Genomic DNA, 13,919 nt, shown 5'->3' with positions numbered 1-13,919 from the left:
TGCGAACTCACTTTAGCTCCACCACCCCCGCGGTCGCGGAGGCCGGCTAGATGATCTTCAGTGCACATAATCATCACAGCCAGACAGCGCTTGCTTCGGTCCGCGCTCGCTGGGTTTGAAGCGGAGCGGGTTCAATTGAGTGCACCGTCACCGTAATCGCGGTGCGGGCGCGGCTCGTCGAACGAGGCCGCGACTGGCGCTGGTCTAGCGTCCGCGCCCATGTCGGCGGCCGCGGCGACGCTATCACCGCAAACGCGCCGATCCGCGAATGCTATCTGGACTTTTCGAGCTTTCTGTCCGAGGAGCGACCCCGGCATGATCGAGCGGCTACGCGGCGCCGAGACCCATAGGCCGCCCCCTCGGCAATCCAAAATTCTTCTCAAGCCGGCCAAGCGCCGGCCGAAGCCGAGCGGGGCGCGCGAGGAAAGTTGAGTGCAACAGTCACCGTAATCCCAGCCTATCCTAGCTTTAGGTTGCTCTTGTCTAACGAAAGTCCCTGTGTGAAGTTGGAATAACAACCTAAAGTTCAAGCAAGGGGTGGTGGGCATGTCACGTGAAATCAAAAAAACGGATAATAATCTAGATCGACTCTACAAGCTGTTACCGGCCGAAATTACGGGGGCATATATCGCGATTCGAACTCTCATAACTCCCGAAAACAATTCCCAAGATGGCTTTCTCCTTTTCTTTGCAATTGTAATTTTGGTGATCGCCCCTTTTTTCTATTACCGAGTCCTTGGCGTTAGAAACCTATTGCAGGTCGTCTTCTTGACCTTTTCTTATGTCGTTTGGGCAGCCAATATCGATATCGTGAAAATCGTCGCGCTCAAGGACACGACCGATAGCGCCGCATTGAAGTTCATTTTCGATCCAACCTTTATCAAAGGTATTCTCGTCATATGGGTCATGCTGCTTGTTCCGGCAGTCCTGAAATCGGGAGACAAAAATCCATGAGGCATATTTCCTTGTTTGTTTGCACCGTCATTGCAGCTTTGACGAATTGTTCTTCTGTGCAAGCCGACGATTGCCACAGCCCAACTGAAACGTCGTTCACTCCCGGTAAGCTCACGTCCAGTCTAGACTGGGCTGGTCAGCTTTACTGGCTTCCAAACGGTCTCGAAGGCGCGTCACTTCTTCCCCTCTATGGCTGCGTGCGAATCCCGTTTGACAGGTCAAGGCTAGTTTTCGCGATAGGCAATGCAATAGTCCCGATAACCGACTCTGAGCAAAGGACCTTTGTTTCTATACAGGTAGCGAAGTTGCAAGATAGTAAGCAAGACACACGCCTGAAAATCTCACGCTTCGGAGAGTGGATGCGGGGTAGCGATGTCCTTCCGACTATCGACGATCAAAAGATCAATATTTCCGTTTCAAGTTTCTTTTTGATTCATGAAGGAATGACTGTCGAAAAGCCTAGCGACGACGATATCAAGTACATTGGCAAACACTGGCATGGCCTCCCAACTAACGGGGTATATCCATCCTTTGGTTTTGGTCCACAATTTTCGTCGCAGGATATCAAGACGTTCGCAAACAATGAAAATGTAATTCTCTCAAATCGCCTCCAGGAAATGGTTACTAGTCCGAAGAATCGAAAGCTATTGTGGTTCAACGTTGGTACCGACGGAACCAAGGCCATACTCATCCGGACGTTTTCGCCGAACAGATCACCTTTCGAGCAAGCCGTTCGCGTCGTGCCCGCGCTTCCCTGATTGCGGGGTGTAGTCCGGCACTGTCGCTGCGATTCGGCCTGTCAGGACACTTGCTCTCAAGTCTCTTGGCGTAGCCCTGGGTGTGAAGCCACGCGATCTTGCGGTCACCGTTGATCCAGCCGTCGGCATCCGCCTTGCTGGCAAATGCGATAATTTCACGTTGCTCGCTGTCCAGATACTCGGCGAGTATCTTCCGGTCGCCCTCTGCGACACGTAGGATTCTGAATGTCACTTTTTAGCCATATCGCACTATGCACCGGTTGGCTCGCAATGGGAATTACGCGACAGGGCACTTAATCATCACCGTCAGACCGTGCTGGCCGGATTCGGTCCGCGCTTGCCGGGCTTAAAGCGGAACGAGGCAATTTAAGTGCACTGTCACCGTGATACGTAATATCGCGAGTCATCAGTTTGCGTTGCGGCGTAAGTTTCGATCTTCAACGTTACGTGCGACGGTTACCTCTCGTGATCAGGGCAGTTACCCTGGCCAAGTTGAAAACAAGCGGTCCGCACAATACCCTCGAGCCTCCGCCCCTTTTCTGACGACCAATCCTCTCCAGGAGCCAACACTATGAACGCGATCTCAGCGCCCGGCGGGATCAATCGCCCTCCAGGGAAGATCGACATCCCGTCCGCCTGGCAAGGCGCTGAGATGAAGGCCAATCCTGATCGATGGCTGATATCGCTTGGGGCCAGCGAGATCGCGGAACTCGAGAACGCGGCCGAATCCTATCTCGGCCGGAGCAAGACCATCGCTGAGATCACGAAGGAGAGCTTTTCGCTTCCTCGCTTCGGCGTGCACCTGGAGGAGCTCAAGAGAAATCTGCTGGTCGGCCTGGGCTTCGAAGTCATACGGGGCCTGCCGGTGGAAAAATACAGCCAGGAGTTTGCCGCTACGATATTTTGCGGAGTGGGCGCGCATCTGGGATCGGCGCGGTCGCAAAATGCAGCGGGGCACATTCTCGGTCACGTCCGTGACACAGGCGCCGATGCGAAGGATCCGAACACCCGGATTTACCAAACGTCGGAACGACAAACATTTCACACGGATTCCTCCGACGTGGTCGGACTGCTATGCATTCGCGAGGCGATGGAGGGAGGGGATTCTCTCCTTGTCAGTACGACGACCATCTACAACCAGATGTTTGACAGACGTCCCGACCTCGCCGCTCTCTTGTTTGATCCGATCGCGACGGACCGGCGCGGCGAGGTGCCGGAGAACGAAAAGCCATATCTTGAGATCCCGGTGCTGAATTGGCATGCGCGGTTCCTGACCGGGTTCTATCAGCGCCAGTATATCGATAGTGCGCAGCGCTTTCCCGATGCGCCAAGACTGACGCCGGCTCACGTCGAGGCGCTCGATCTCTTCGACGCGCTCGCAAATGATCCCGCTCTGCATTTCGGCATGCGGCTTCAGCCAGGTGACATGCAGTTCGTCTACAATCATGCCTTGTTGCATGATCGGACCGGGTTCCGCGATTGGCCCAATGCAGGTCAAAAACGTCATCTGCTGCGCCTTTGGCTCAGCATGGAAGGCGACCGGCCGCTGCCCAATTGTTTCAAGCAGCGCTATGGCTCGATTGAGATTGGCAATCGTGGCGGCATTGTCACCAAAGGGACCAGTTTGAACGTTCCCTTGGATTGACGTTTGAAGCATCCGGCGATGTCCGCTCCTGTGCCGATATTGGCAGAGAAGCGGACATCAGGGTTCGGCAGAGCCGAACGCTCCGATCCAACGAGGACGCGGTCTCAGGCGTGCCTACTCCTCGTCTTCGTCGTCCTCTTCATCCTGGTTGCAGAGCTGGAAAGCGCATGGGTTGACGCACTGTCACCGCCGTCCCTTCGACCAAATGCCTGTTCGTCGCGCCGTCAAGCAGTTTGCCATGATCATGGTGCATCAAATCTAAGCTGGCCTGCGATATCCCACGTCCTGTACAACGCTCGACCAAGGTGGGAGGCAATCAACTCGCGCCATACACACGCTGAAGGCCATAGGTCTTCGAGTGCACTGGTATCCCACAGATTGGTCGATGCGATAGTCCGCATCGATGTTGCAGTCCGTGGAATGAGCGGTGTCGGGAATGGTCGATCCGGAACTTTTGTCGCAGCTGATCGGCAATATCTACGACGCAGCACTCGACTCCAGCTTGTGGGTCGGCGTTCTCGATCAGGCGACGCAGTTCGTCGGCGGAACTGCAGCTGGAATCTATTGGAAGGACATCACCGTTCAGGGCGAACTTCACTTCGTCTACAATGTTGAACCGTCCAGTGTGGATGCGTACTTCAATAAGTATATCCGTTTCGATCCCAGCTTGACGGCTCAATTCTTTTTCAACGTTGAGGAGATCTACAGCACGACCAACGTTTTGCCTTATGATGAGTTCGTCGAGACGATTTTCTACAAGGAGTGGGTCAAGCCGAACGGGTGGGCCGATCATCTGGCTGCCACGCTCGACAAAACCGCAACGAGCTTCGCTCAGTTCGGAGTTTTTCGAAGCGAGCGCCAGGGGCTTGCCGACGACAATATGCGACAGCGCATGCAACTGCTGGTTCCCCACGTGCGCCGCGCGGTGCTGATCGGCAAGGTCATCGACCTTCACAAGGAAAAGGCTGGAAGTCTGTCGGATGCGCTCAACCGGCTCGACGTCGGCGTTTTTCTGCTGGACGAACATTGTCGTATCGCATTCGCCAACCTGGCGGCGCAAGCGCTGCTTGGTGAGGCGGCGGTCCTTCGAACCGCTAACAATAATCTGATTGCCGTGGAGCCGCATGCGGCGCAGGTCTTGCGCAATGTTGTCGCCGCCGCGAGCGGTGGCGATGCTGCGATCGGCGCGGACGGTGTTGCCATTCCGCTCTCCAGCAAGCCTGGCGACAATTGGGTCGCTGATATCCTTCCGCTGACGTCGGGCACGCGTCGTCAAGCCGGGGGCCATCACTCCGCGGTCGCTGCCGTCTTCGTCCGGAAGATATCAGTGGCGGCGTCTTATCCGACCGAAGTGGCGGCGCGACAATTCCAGCTCACGCCGAGCGAAGCGCGGGTCCTGGATGCGTTGCTGAGAGTCAGCGGAGTATCGGAGATGGCGGAGGCGCTTGGCGTCAGTGAGGCCACCGTGAAAACTCATCTCCAAAACATCTTTGGAAAGACTGGCGTGCGCCGTCAGGCTGACTTGATCAAGCTTGTCGCGGGACATGCCAGGGCATTTCCTGGGTAAGACTGCTTGCGCTGCCCGATGAGCACCGCAGCATGAAATGTGCTGCGAAGGTGCCCGTGCACGCGACTGCCTCGGGCGCATTTTGCAGGTTGATGTCACCGCGCGCCCATGAATTCATCGAAGAGACCACTTGTGGCAACAGCGATGTCCGCTAATGCGCCGCTATTGGCGGAGAAGCGGACATCGAGAGCGCCGGAGACGAGTGCTCCGATCAATTGGGCTGCGGCCTTAGCCGTGCCTACTCCTCGTCTTCGTCCTCATCATCTTCGTCCTCATCGTCGTCGAGCTCTTCCAGTTGCTCGAGCACGACGAGCGGCAGCGTCTCGCGAAACAGATCGCCTTCGACGCCCATCCAGAGGCAGAGCACGTCGTCGCCCTTCACTTCAGCAACGGTGAGCGGCTGCCCGCCGGATTTCAGCATTACGATGTCGCCGGCTTTCAGTTCCATGGATGGTCCTTTCAGGTTGATTGTCAGAGAGTTGATTGACGGAAGAGGCTAGCAAGCCGTCATGACATGCCGATCACGGCTGCGGGTCCGCGGATGCGCTACGGCTGCGCGTGTCCGCCGCGCAGACTGAAACGTCGATGACGGAGGTTCGAGTGGGGGGATCGCTCGAGGGCACGCAAGGACTCTTCGATCCTGGGCGCGGCGATGATACCACCATGCCCCTGTTTTGCCCGACGAGTCAAAGGTTTTCGTAAAATCCGCAAGAAAAGCGCGCCCGCCGTAAGTCCTTGGTTTTGCTGCAGCCGGCTACTGTGCATGGGGTTGTTTTCAACGTTTTTGTTTTCGAGGCCTTGATCACTCCGGCAAAAGTTCGCCAAGCGAACGAATGATGCGGTCGGGCTTGACGGTCGAGCCTTCGGGCAGGCCGTCGCCATGCACGTCGATCCAGATCGCGTAGATGCCGAGGCGCTGCGGCGTCACCACTTCCCATTCCAGATTGTCGCCGATCATCCAGGTGTCGGCGGCGGTGACGCCGAGCGCTTCCATCGCGTGCAGATAGGCGCGCTCCTCGGGCTTGCCGAAGCCGTGCTCGCCCTCGATCTGGATGTGGTGGAAGCGGTGCGCCAGCTCGAAGCGCTCGACCTTGGCGCGCTGGGTGTCGGCGGCGCCGTTGGTCACCAGCGCGAGCTTGACGCCGAGCGCCTTCAATTTGTCGATCGCCTCATGCGCGCCGGGGAAGACGAACATCTCCTCCTCGCGATAGGTGGTGAAGCGGTCGGCGAGGCGAATGGCGAGATCGTCTGATAGTGCGCGATGGCCGGCGGCCGCAAGCGCGGCAAAGCCGCCCTTGACCGTCAGGTGCCGGGCCTCGGCGAGCTTCAGCCGCCACGCGGCGTCCGCATTGGCCCAGAAGTTTCGTGCGAAGGCCAGCACCGCGGTTGCGACCTGCTGCGGCGGCAGGGGTGCGAACTCCTCGGCAAACTCGGTCGTGATCGTGTGCCAGGCGATCTCGGGCCGGCCATAGGCCGACAGGATGGTGTCGTCCATGTCGATCAACATGGCGCGCGGCAGCGGCGGCATCGCGGTGCTCATGGCCATTTCACCTCCGGCGGCAGCGACGACAGGATCGAATCCACATTGCCGCCGGTCTTGAGCCCGAAGATGGTGCCGCGGTCGTAAAGCAAATTGAACTCGACATAGCGGCCGCGCCGGATCAATTGCTCCTCACGATCTGCCGGCGTCCAGGCGGTCGCGAAATTGCGCCGCACGATGTCAGGATAGATCTTCAGGAAAGCGCGGCCGACATCCTGCGTGAAGGCGAGGTCGGCGTCCCAGTCGCCGCTGTCGTGCCAGTCGTAGAAGATGCCGCCGATGCCGCGGGCTTCTTTCCGGTGCGGCAGGTAGAAATATTCGTCGCACCATTTTTTGTACTTGTCGTAATCGGCGATTCCGTTCGGCTGCGCGCAGGCCTGTTTCATCGCGGCGTGGAAGGCGATGCTGTCGGCATCCTCTTGCGTGCGCCGGCGGTCGAGCACCGGCGTGAGGTCGGCGCCGCCGCCGAACCAGGCTTTTGTGGTGACGACGAAGCGCGTGTTCATGTGCACGGCGGGGACATGCGGATTGCGCAGATGCGCGATCAGCGAGATGCCGGAGGCCCAGAATTTCGGGTCGTCCGCGGCGCCGGGAATCTGCGCGCGAAACTCGGGCGCGAACTCGCCGTGCACGGTCGAGCAGTGCACGCCGACCTTTTCGAACAGGCGGCCTGACATCATCGACATCACGCCGCCGCCGCCGGCCGCGCCGGTATGATCGGTGCGCTGCCAGGGCGTGCGCTTGAAGCGGCCGGCCTCGCCCGGATGCAAGCCTTGCGGCGCGTCATCTTCCAGCCGCTCGAAGCTTGCGCAGATGTCGTCGCGCAAAGCTTCGAACCAGGCGCGGGCGCGGGTCTTGCGGTCTTCGATCAAGCTCGGGTCCAATGTGGATGTCATTCTATCAGCCTTGTCGTCAGCTTTGCGGACCGTAATAGGTGCAGCTCTCGCTGCAACTGTCGCGGTGGATGCTCACGCGGGTGAGCTTGCCAATGTGCTGTAGCCGCTCCCAGACGAAGCGCGACAGGTTTTCCAGCGTCGGGTTGCCCAGCGCCTCGATCTTGTTGAGGTACTTGTGGTCCAGCATCACGCGCACGTCCTCGATGGCGCGCTGGACCAGGCCGAGATCGACCACCATGCCGGTCTTGGGGTCCGGCGTGCCGCGCAACGTCACCTCGGCGCGAAAGGAGTGGCCGTGGATCTCTTCGCTGTCCGCACCGAACGTCGTTCCCGACAGAGAATGCGCCGCCTCGAAGCGGAACGATTTCGTCAATTCCCACATCTGTTCGAAAACCAATCCTATCTGATGCCCAGCGATTTATGCGTCTGCACGCTGAGCCGCCATTGCGGATGATGCAGGCAATAGTCGATCGCGCGGGCGGTGTTTTCGGCGGCTTCGGGCCCGTCCATCGGCTGCAGCGAGAAGCGCTCGAAGGCGAGGCCCTCGAAGGCCTCGGGCGCGGCGAGTGCCTGCGGATAGACCAGCTTCAGCTCGTGCCCGCGGCGCTGGACGAGCTCGCTGCCGCCCTTGGGGCTGACGCAGATCCAGTCGAGCCCTGCGGGCGCAGCGATCGTGCCGTTGGTCTCGACGCCGATCTCGAAGCCTTTCGCGTGGAGCGCATCGACCAGCGCGGCATCGACCTGCAGCAGCGGCTCGCCGCCGGTCAGCACCACGTAGCGGTTGGAGGCCGAGGCCGTCCATTGCGCGGCGATGGTGCCGGCGAGTTCCTCAGCCGAGGCATAGCGGCCGCCGAGCGTGCCGTCGGTGCCGACGAAATCCGTGTCGCAGAATTTGCAGGTCGCGCTTGCGCGATCGGCCTCGCGGCCGCTCCAGAGATTGCAGCCGGCAAAACGGCAAAACACGGACGCGCGCCCGGCATGGGCGCCTTCGCCTTGCAGGGTCAGGAAGATTTCCTTGACCGCGTAACTCAACCGTCTCTCCTCAACCTTATCAAACCTGCTGGTTCCGGATCTGCCGCAGCGCTTCGCCTGCGGCCATCGCCAAGCTCATCGCGACATTGAGCGAGCGCAGCCCCGGCGCGATCGGGATCAGCAGCCGCGCATCGGCGGCCTCGACCACCGCGTCGGTGACGCCGGCGCTCTCGCGCCCGAATAGCAGGATGTCCGGCGTCTGGTAATGGAAATCGCGGTAGTCGGTCGCCCCTTTGGTGGTGAACAGCAGCAGGCGGCAGCCCTGGGCCGCCCGCCATTGCTGGAATTTCGACCAGGAATCGTGCCTGACGATGCTGACCTGATCGAGGTAATCCATTCCCGCCCGGCGGAAATGCCGGTCGGAGACGGGGAAGCCTGCCGGTTCGATGATATGGGCGGCCACGTCCAGACAGGCGCAGAGCCTGAGAATTGTGCCGGTGTTCTGGGGGATGTCGGGTTGGAAAAGCGCGATCTGCATGGCGTGACGACCGGGGTGAAGAGGACAGAATTGTCTCAATAAAACATCGCTTGGCCGGGAAAGCGTGCATTGCACGCTCCCGCGCCGATAGCGGGCTTGCGCTCGCCCGGCAAGGGTGCGAATAGAACGATTCTGGACTGCTGTTTTCGACCTGTTTTGGTGGGGACATGCGAAGTTCTGCCGCCGCGGGGGGCCGCGGGCGCCGGCAGGCTGTTCTGGGGCCTTGGGGGCCTCTGGAGCGGTTCCGCTGGCAGCATAAGAAGAAAGGGTTGGAATCGTGACGACAGCGTCTTCGGCGGACCATCCGACACGCCGTGATTTCTTATTCGTTGCAACGGGGGCAGCTGCAGCAGTAGGGGGCGCAGCCGCGCTCTGGCCCTTCATCTCTCAAATGAATCCTGATGCGTCGACCATCGCGGCCGGTGCGCCGATCGAGGTCGATCTCAGCCCGGTCGCCGAGGGGCAGGACATCAAGGTGTTCTGGCGCGGCAAGCCGATCTACATCAGCCACCGCACCAAGAAGCAGATCGACGAGGCGCGCGCCGTCAACGTGGCGAGCCTGCCCGATCCGCAAGCCGACGAGGCCCGGGTCAAGTCCGGCCATGACCAGTGGCTGGTTGTGATCGGCATCTGCACCCATCTCGGCTGCATCCCGATCGCTCATGAGGGCAATTACGACGGGTTCTTCTGCCCCTGCCATGGTTCGCAGTACGATTCGTCCGGCCGCATCCGCCAAGGGCCCGCGCCCGCGAACCTGCCGGTGCCGCCGTACCAGTTCGTTTCCGACACCAAAATCCAGATCGGCTGAGCTTCGGACCCGCGTCCGAAGCTTCGCGCCGTCTCGTCGTCTTATTCCTCAGGATCGCATCATGAGCGGACCATCCGACTACCAGCCGAGCAATCCGGCCCTGCAATGGATCGAGCGACGTCTGCCGATCCTCGGTCTCGTCCATTCCTCCTTCGTCATTTATCCCACCCCGCGCAATTTGAACTATTGGTGGACCTTCGGCGCCATCCTCTCCTTCATGCTGGGGATGCAGATCCTGACCGGCGTCATCCTGGCGATGCACTACACGCCGCATGCCGATCTCGCCTTCAAGTCGGTCGAGCTTCTGGTCCGTGACGTCAATTACGGCTGGCTGCTGCGCAACATGCACGCCTGCGGCGCGTCGATGTTCTTCTTCGCGGTCTACGTCCACATGCTGCGCGGCCTCTATTACGGCTCCTACAAGGAGCCGCGCGAGGTGCTGTGGATCCTCGGCGTCATCATCTACCTCCTGATGATGGCGACCGGCTTCATGGGCTACGTGCTGCCGTGGGGCCAGATGAGCTTCTGGGGCGCCACCGTCATCACCAATCTGTTCTCCGCCATTCCCTATGTCGGCGAGAGCATCGTGACGCTGCTGTGGGGCGGCTATTCGGTCGGCAACCCGACGCTGAACCGCTTCTTCTCGCTGCACTACCTGCTGCCGTTCCTGATCGCGGGCGTCGTCGTGCTCCACGTCTGGGCGCTGCACGTCGCCGGCCAGAACAATCCCGACGGCGTCGAGCCGAAGACGGAAAAGGACACGGTTCCGTTCACGCCGCACGCGACCATCAAGGACGGCTTCGGCGTCGCCTGCTTCATGCTGCTCTACGCCTGGTTCATCTTCTACATGCCGAATTATCTCGGCGACGCCGACAACTACATTCCGGCGAATCCGGGCGTGACGCCGCCGCACATCGTGCCGGAATGGTATTACCTGCCGTTCTACGCGATCCTGCGCTCGATCCCGAACAAGCTCGCGGGCGTGATCGGGATGTTCTCGGCGATCATCATCCTGTGCTTCCTGCCCTGGCTTGACGCCGCCAGGACGAAGTCGTCGAAGTACCGTCCGCTGGCCAAGCAGTTCTTCTGGATCTTCGTCGCGGTCTGCATCCTGCTCGGCTATCTCGGCGCGCAGCCGCCGGAAGGCATCTATGTGATCGCCGGCCGGGTCCTGACGTTCTGCTACTTCGCCTACTTCCTGATCGTGCTGCCGCTGCTTGCGCGCATCGAGAAGCCGCGGCCGGTGCCGAACTCGATCTCGGATGCAGTGCTTGCCAAGACCGGCAGCAGATCGACGCCGATGGTCTCTACCGCCATCGTTCTGGCGCTCGCAGGCTCGTTATTCGCGAGTTCGATCGACAGTGCCCGCGCCAACGAAGGCAGCGACAAGCCGCCGGGCAACAAATGGTCGTTCGCCGGGCCTTTCGGCAAGTACGATCGCGGCGCGCTCCAGCGCGGCCTGAAGGTCTACAAGGAAGTCTGCGCGAACTGTCACGGCCTGTCCTACATCGCCTTCCGTAACCTCGCGGAAGCCGGCGGCCCCGGCTATTCCGTGGCGCAGGCGGCGGCGTTTGCCTCCGACTACAAGGTCAAGGACGGTCCGAACGACACGGGTGACATGTTCGAGCGTCCCGGCCGGCCGGCAGACTATTTCCCCTCGCCGTTCCCGAACGAGCAGGCGGCCCGTGCGGCGAACGGTGGCGCGGCGCCGCCCGATCTGTCGCTGATCACCAAGGCGCGTTCCTATGGCCGCGGCTTCCCGATGTTCATCGTCGACTTCTTCACCCAGTATCAAGAGCAGGGCCCGGACTACGTCGCGGCGGTGCTCCAGGGCTTTGAGGACAAGGCGCCGGAGGGGGTGACCATCCCGGAGGGCTCCTACTACAACAAGTACTTCCCGGGCCACGCCATCAAGATGCCGAAGCCGCTCAGCGACGGTCAGGTGACCTATGATGACGGCTCGCCGGCCACGGTCGCGCAATACGCCAAGGACGTCACCACGTTCCTGATGTGGACCGCCGAACCGCACATGGAATCGCGCAAGCGCCTCGGTGCGCAGGTGTTCGTGTTCCTGATCATCTTCGCGTTCCTGATGTACTTCACCAAGAAAAAGGTCTGGGCCGACTCGCACTGAGCGGCGCACACGAGACGAGAATGAAGAAGCCCCCGCGAGGGGGCTTTTTTGTTGCACACGCGCGTGTGTTGTCCGGCGCGATTGCCTATCGCGCTCGCAGCGGCCAAAATGCCGCCAACCATCCCCCAGAAACTCATCGGAGGACACCATGGGAACCGCCATCACCTTCAAGCGTCCGGACGGCAAGGACGCCTCGGGCTATCTCGCCAACGCCGCGCGCGGCAACGCGCCGGGCGTGGTGGTGATCCAGGAATGGTGGGGCCTGTCGGACCAGATCAAGGGCCTGTGTGACCGCTTTGCGCTGGCAGGCTTCGATGCGCTGGCGCCCGATCTCTACAAGGGCAAGGTGGTGCCGTACCACGACACGGACGCCGCGGGCAAAGAGATGAACTCGCTCGATTTCATGGACGCCACCACGCAGACGGTGCGCGGCGCCACGCAATATCTGTCGCGCAACGGCGCCAAGGTCGGGCTGACAGGCTTCTGCCTCGGCGGCGCCGTCACCATCATCGGCGCGACCAAAATCCCGGAGCTTGCGGCCGGCGTGGTCTTCTACGGCATTCCGCCGGAGCAGGCGGCCAAGCCCGCCGACGTCAAGATTCCGCTCCAGGCCCATTTCGCCAACAAGGACGATTGGTGCACGCCGGAGCTGGTCAATGGCTTCGAAAAGGCCATGAAGGCCGCCGGCAAGTCGCTGGAGCTGTTCCGCTATGACGCCGAGCACGCTTTCGTCAACGAGCAGCGCCAGGCCGTGCACGACCGCGAAGCCGCCGAGCTCGCCTGGGGCCGGGCGACGGAGTTTTTCCGGAAGCATCTGGGGTAGGCTGGGCGCCGGCAAGCCGCGATCAGCGCTACTGCCGCGTCACGATTGAAAATCGACCGCCGCAATCATAAGCTGCAGTCGCAAGGCATTCGCCATGCGACTGCGGGGGAGCACGATGATTGTGGATGGCCGCCTGACCAAGGTTGTGGTGCCCCGCGAGGAACTGGAAGCGGCCCGGGACCCCGAGAAGGCCGAGTATCTCACCGGCGCTGTGGTCCACTACGTCAACGAGATCCAGCGCGTCGGCGTCTACACGAGAGGTGAGCTCCCGGCCGCGGCTATGCAGGCCTATCACGCTGACTACTATCTCGCTCAGGTCAACAACGGCGGTCACAGTCAGTTTATCGGTAACACGGGAATCGCGATGCTCACAACGACGTCCGGCGATGCACTCGCTGGATTGGAAGCGATGGGAGCGAGCGCGCAACACCAGATCTTGCAAGAGATGATCGCCTGGGTGGAGGAACATCCGAGCGAGGCTGCACAGCAGAACGGCTTCGAAAATCGCCCCGCTGTGCTCAATGCGCTTGATAGTCGCTTCTATGAGGCAGAACGACAGCAACCAATGACACAACTCGCGGCCCGATGGATCGCAAGCTGGCCCGAATTGCACATCGTTGCGCAGGAGCAGTATTTTTCCGAAATCGAGCGGCTTGCGCAACTTCAGCCACATCTGTTGCAGCGGCGGATCTGGCAAAGCGTTCGCCACATCAGCTTTCAAATGACTGACGACTTGCAGATCACGGTCGCGGCGGCCTGCGGGGCCGTGATGCCTGAGCCAGAGCTCAAGCTCATGGTGCTGCCAGGATTCGACACAGATGTGGAGGGGCAGAAATGCAAGGCGTTCGGCGTAAAGACCAACAAGGGCTCGCGGCTATGCGCCTTTAACGAGGAGGGTGGACGACTTTACGAACTTGCCGCGCGCAGTCCGATGGTGGGCGCGTGGCTGTCGACTGTGGAGACTGACACCATCCAGAACTTCTCGAGAAATGCCAAACAAAACCTTGCGGCCGAAGCGATCGACCTGCTGTTGCGGAAGTTAAGTCTGGATTCCGTCGCGGTGATCACGGCCTTGAGCGTGAGCGAAGATCGGGCCACATGGTGTGCGGTCACAGGAAAGACCGGCGTCATGGTCGAAACCTTTGGCGACCGCGCCCAAGTCATCGGATCTGACGGAGAGCTCTTGCTCACGGCAGTGCGAGACGAAATCGAACGTCATGCCGCAGAGGCGGCCGTGGGGCGCGACAGCCTGCAAGACCGGCGATAACCTCGTTGCGATTTGCG

Annotated in this window: 14 protein-coding genes; 8 read left to right on the top strand and 6 right to left on the bottom strand. The window is 60.6% G+C overall.

All coding sequences use genetic code 11. The features are described from left to right. The first annotated feature begins 546 nt into the window (after positions 1-546). From IVB31_RS16140 to IVB31_RS16125, 4 genes are all read left to right on the top strand, one after another. Positions 547-954 (top strand): hypothetical protein, encoded by a 408-nt coding sequence (locus tag IVB31_RS16140; RefSeq protein ID WP_247323909.1) that lies wholly within the window; start codon positions 547-549, stop codon positions 952-954. Then, entirely contained in the window at positions 951-1,712 is a 762-nt protein-coding gene (locus tag IVB31_RS16135; protein ID WP_247323907.1) for a hypothetical protein, read from the top strand. The genes IVB31_RS16140 and IVB31_RS16135 overlap by 4 nt, the downstream gene beginning before the upstream one ends. Positions 1,713-2,283: 571 nt before the next feature. After that, complete coding sequence (locus IVB31_RS16130; RefSeq protein WP_247323905.1) at positions 2,284-3,357, top strand: TauD/TfdA family dioxygenase; 1,074 nt, start codon at positions 2,284-2,286, stop codon at positions 3,355-3,357. Between the two features lie 436 nt (positions 3,358-3,793). Beyond that, positions 3,794-4,924 carry a LuxR C-terminal-related transcriptional regulator gene (locus IVB31_RS16125; protein WP_247323903.1) on the top strand — a complete coding sequence of 377 codons (1,131 nt, stop codon included), beginning with the start codon at positions 3,794-3,796 and terminating at the stop codon, positions 4,922-4,924. A 238-nt stretch (positions 4,925-5,162) separates the two neighbouring features. Here IVB31_RS16125 and IVB31_RS16120 read toward each other — a convergent pair whose 3' ends face one another. The 6 genes from IVB31_RS16120 to IVB31_RS16095 all read right to left on the bottom strand — a co-directional run bounded on the left by IVB31_RS16120 (position 5,163) and on the right by IVB31_RS16095 (position 8,870). Continuing rightward, a complete protein-coding gene (locus tag IVB31_RS16120; protein WP_247323901.1) occupies positions 5,163-5,372 on the bottom strand; it encodes a DUF2158 domain-containing protein in 210 nt (69 codons plus the stop codon). A gap of 354 nt (positions 5,373-5,726) precedes the next feature. Beyond that, a complete protein-coding gene (locus IVB31_RS16115; RefSeq protein WP_247323900.1) occupies positions 5,727-6,470 on the bottom strand; it encodes an HAD family hydrolase in 744 nt (247 codons plus the stop codon). Beyond that, a complete protein-coding gene (gene hemF, locus IVB31_RS16110; RefSeq protein ID WP_247323896.1) occupies positions 6,461-7,360 on the bottom strand; it encodes an oxygen-dependent coproporphyrinogen oxidase in 900 nt (299 codons plus the stop codon). Before hemF ends, IVB31_RS16115 begins: the two co-directional genes overlap by 10 nt. Positions 7,361-7,376: 16 nt before the next feature. Beyond that, on the bottom strand, positions 7,377-7,742 hold the full coding sequence (locus IVB31_RS16105; protein WP_247323913.1) for a 6-carboxytetrahydropterin synthase: 366 nt from the start codon (positions 7,740-7,742) through the stop codon (positions 7,377-7,379). A 17-nt stretch (positions 7,743-7,759) separates the two neighbouring features. Further along, a complete protein-coding gene (gene queE / locus IVB31_RS16100) occupies positions 7,760-8,392 on the bottom strand; it encodes a 7-carboxy-7-deazaguanine synthase (protein ID WP_247323893.1) in 633 nt (210 codons plus the stop codon). 19 nt (positions 8,393-8,411) lie between these two features. Then, complete coding sequence (locus tag IVB31_RS16095; RefSeq protein WP_247323911.1) at positions 8,412-8,870, bottom strand: tRNA (cytidine(34)-2'-O)-methyltransferase; 459 nt, start codon at positions 8,868-8,870, stop codon at positions 8,412-8,414. Positions 8,871-9,147: 277 nt separating this feature from the next. On the opposite strand from IVB31_RS16095, the gene petA reads away from it, so the two are divergent. From petA to IVB31_RS16075, 4 genes are all read left to right on the top strand, one after another. Next, complete coding sequence (petA, locus tag IVB31_RS16090) at positions 9,148-9,678, top strand: ubiquinol-cytochrome c reductase iron-sulfur subunit (RefSeq protein WP_247323891.1); 531 nt, start codon at positions 9,148-9,150, stop codon at positions 9,676-9,678. Between the two features lie 61 nt (positions 9,679-9,739). Next, positions 9,740-11,812 (top strand): cytochrome b/c1, encoded by a 2,073-nt coding sequence (fbcH, locus tag IVB31_RS16085; RefSeq protein WP_247323889.1) that lies wholly within the window; start codon positions 9,740-9,742, stop codon positions 11,810-11,812. A gap of 148 nt (positions 11,813-11,960) precedes the next feature. Beyond that, positions 11,961-12,635 carry a dienelactone hydrolase family protein gene (locus IVB31_RS16080; protein WP_015687965.1) on the top strand — a complete coding sequence of 225 codons (675 nt, stop codon included), beginning with the start codon at positions 11,961-11,963 and terminating at the stop codon, positions 12,633-12,635. A 115-nt stretch (positions 12,636-12,750) separates the two neighbouring features. Beyond that, on the top strand, positions 12,751-13,902 hold the full coding sequence (locus IVB31_RS16075) for a DUF4375 domain-containing protein (protein ID WP_247323887.1): 1,152 nt from the start codon (positions 12,751-12,753) through the stop codon (positions 13,900-13,902). Positions 13,903-13,919 lie beyond the last annotated feature (17 nt).

The organism is Bradyrhizobium sp. 21, from assembly GCF_023073335.1.
Classification (GTDB): Bacteria; Pseudomonadota; Alphaproteobacteria; order Rhizobiales; family Xanthobacteraceae; genus Bradyrhizobium.
The sequence above is the reverse complement of the archived record's forward strand: the minus strand, read 5'-3'. Positions and strand labels throughout refer to the sequence as shown.

Coding starts and splice junctions, on each gene's coding strand:
- IVB31_RS16140 (WP_247323909.1), top strand. CDS start 547: ATGTCACGTGAAATCAAAAAAACGGATAATAATCTAGATCGACTCTAC.
- IVB31_RS16135 (WP_247323907.1), top strand. CDS start 951: ATGAGGCATATTTCCTTGTTTGTTTGCACCGTCATTGCAGCTTTGACG.
- IVB31_RS16130 (WP_247323905.1), top strand. CDS start 2,284: ATGAACGCGATCTCAGCGCCCGGCGGGATCAATCGCCCTCCAGGGAAG.
- IVB31_RS16125 (WP_247323903.1), top strand. CDS start 3,794: ATGGTCGATCCGGAACTTTTGTCGCAGCTGATCGGCAATATCTACGAC.
- IVB31_RS16120 (WP_247323901.1), bottom strand. CDS start 5,372: ATGGAACTGAAAGCCGGCGACATCGTAATGCTGAAATCCGGCGGGCAG.
- IVB31_RS16115 (WP_247323900.1), bottom strand. CDS start 6,470: ATGGCCATGAGCACCGCGATGCCGCCGCTGCCGCGCGCCATGTTGATC.
- hemF (WP_247323896.1), bottom strand. CDS start 7,360: ATGACATCCACATTGGACCCGAGCTTGATCGAAGACCGCAAGACCCGC.
- IVB31_RS16105 (WP_247323913.1), bottom strand. CDS start 7,742: ATGTGGGAATTGACGAAATCGTTCCGCTTCGAGGCGGCGCATTCTCTG.
- IVB31_RS16095 (WP_247323911.1), bottom strand. CDS start 8,870: ATGCAGATCGCGCTTTTCCAACCCGACATCCCCCAGAACACCGGCACA.
- fbcH (WP_247323889.1), top strand. CDS start 9,740: ATGAGCGGACCATCCGACTACCAGCCGAGCAATCCGGCCCTGCAATGG.
- IVB31_RS16080 (WP_015687965.1), top strand. CDS start 11,961: ATGGGAACCGCCATCACCTTCAAGCGTCCGGACGGCAAGGACGCCTCG.
- IVB31_RS16075 (WP_247323887.1), top strand. CDS start 12,751: ATGATTGTGGATGGCCGCCTGACCAAGGTTGTGGTGCCCCGCGAGGAA.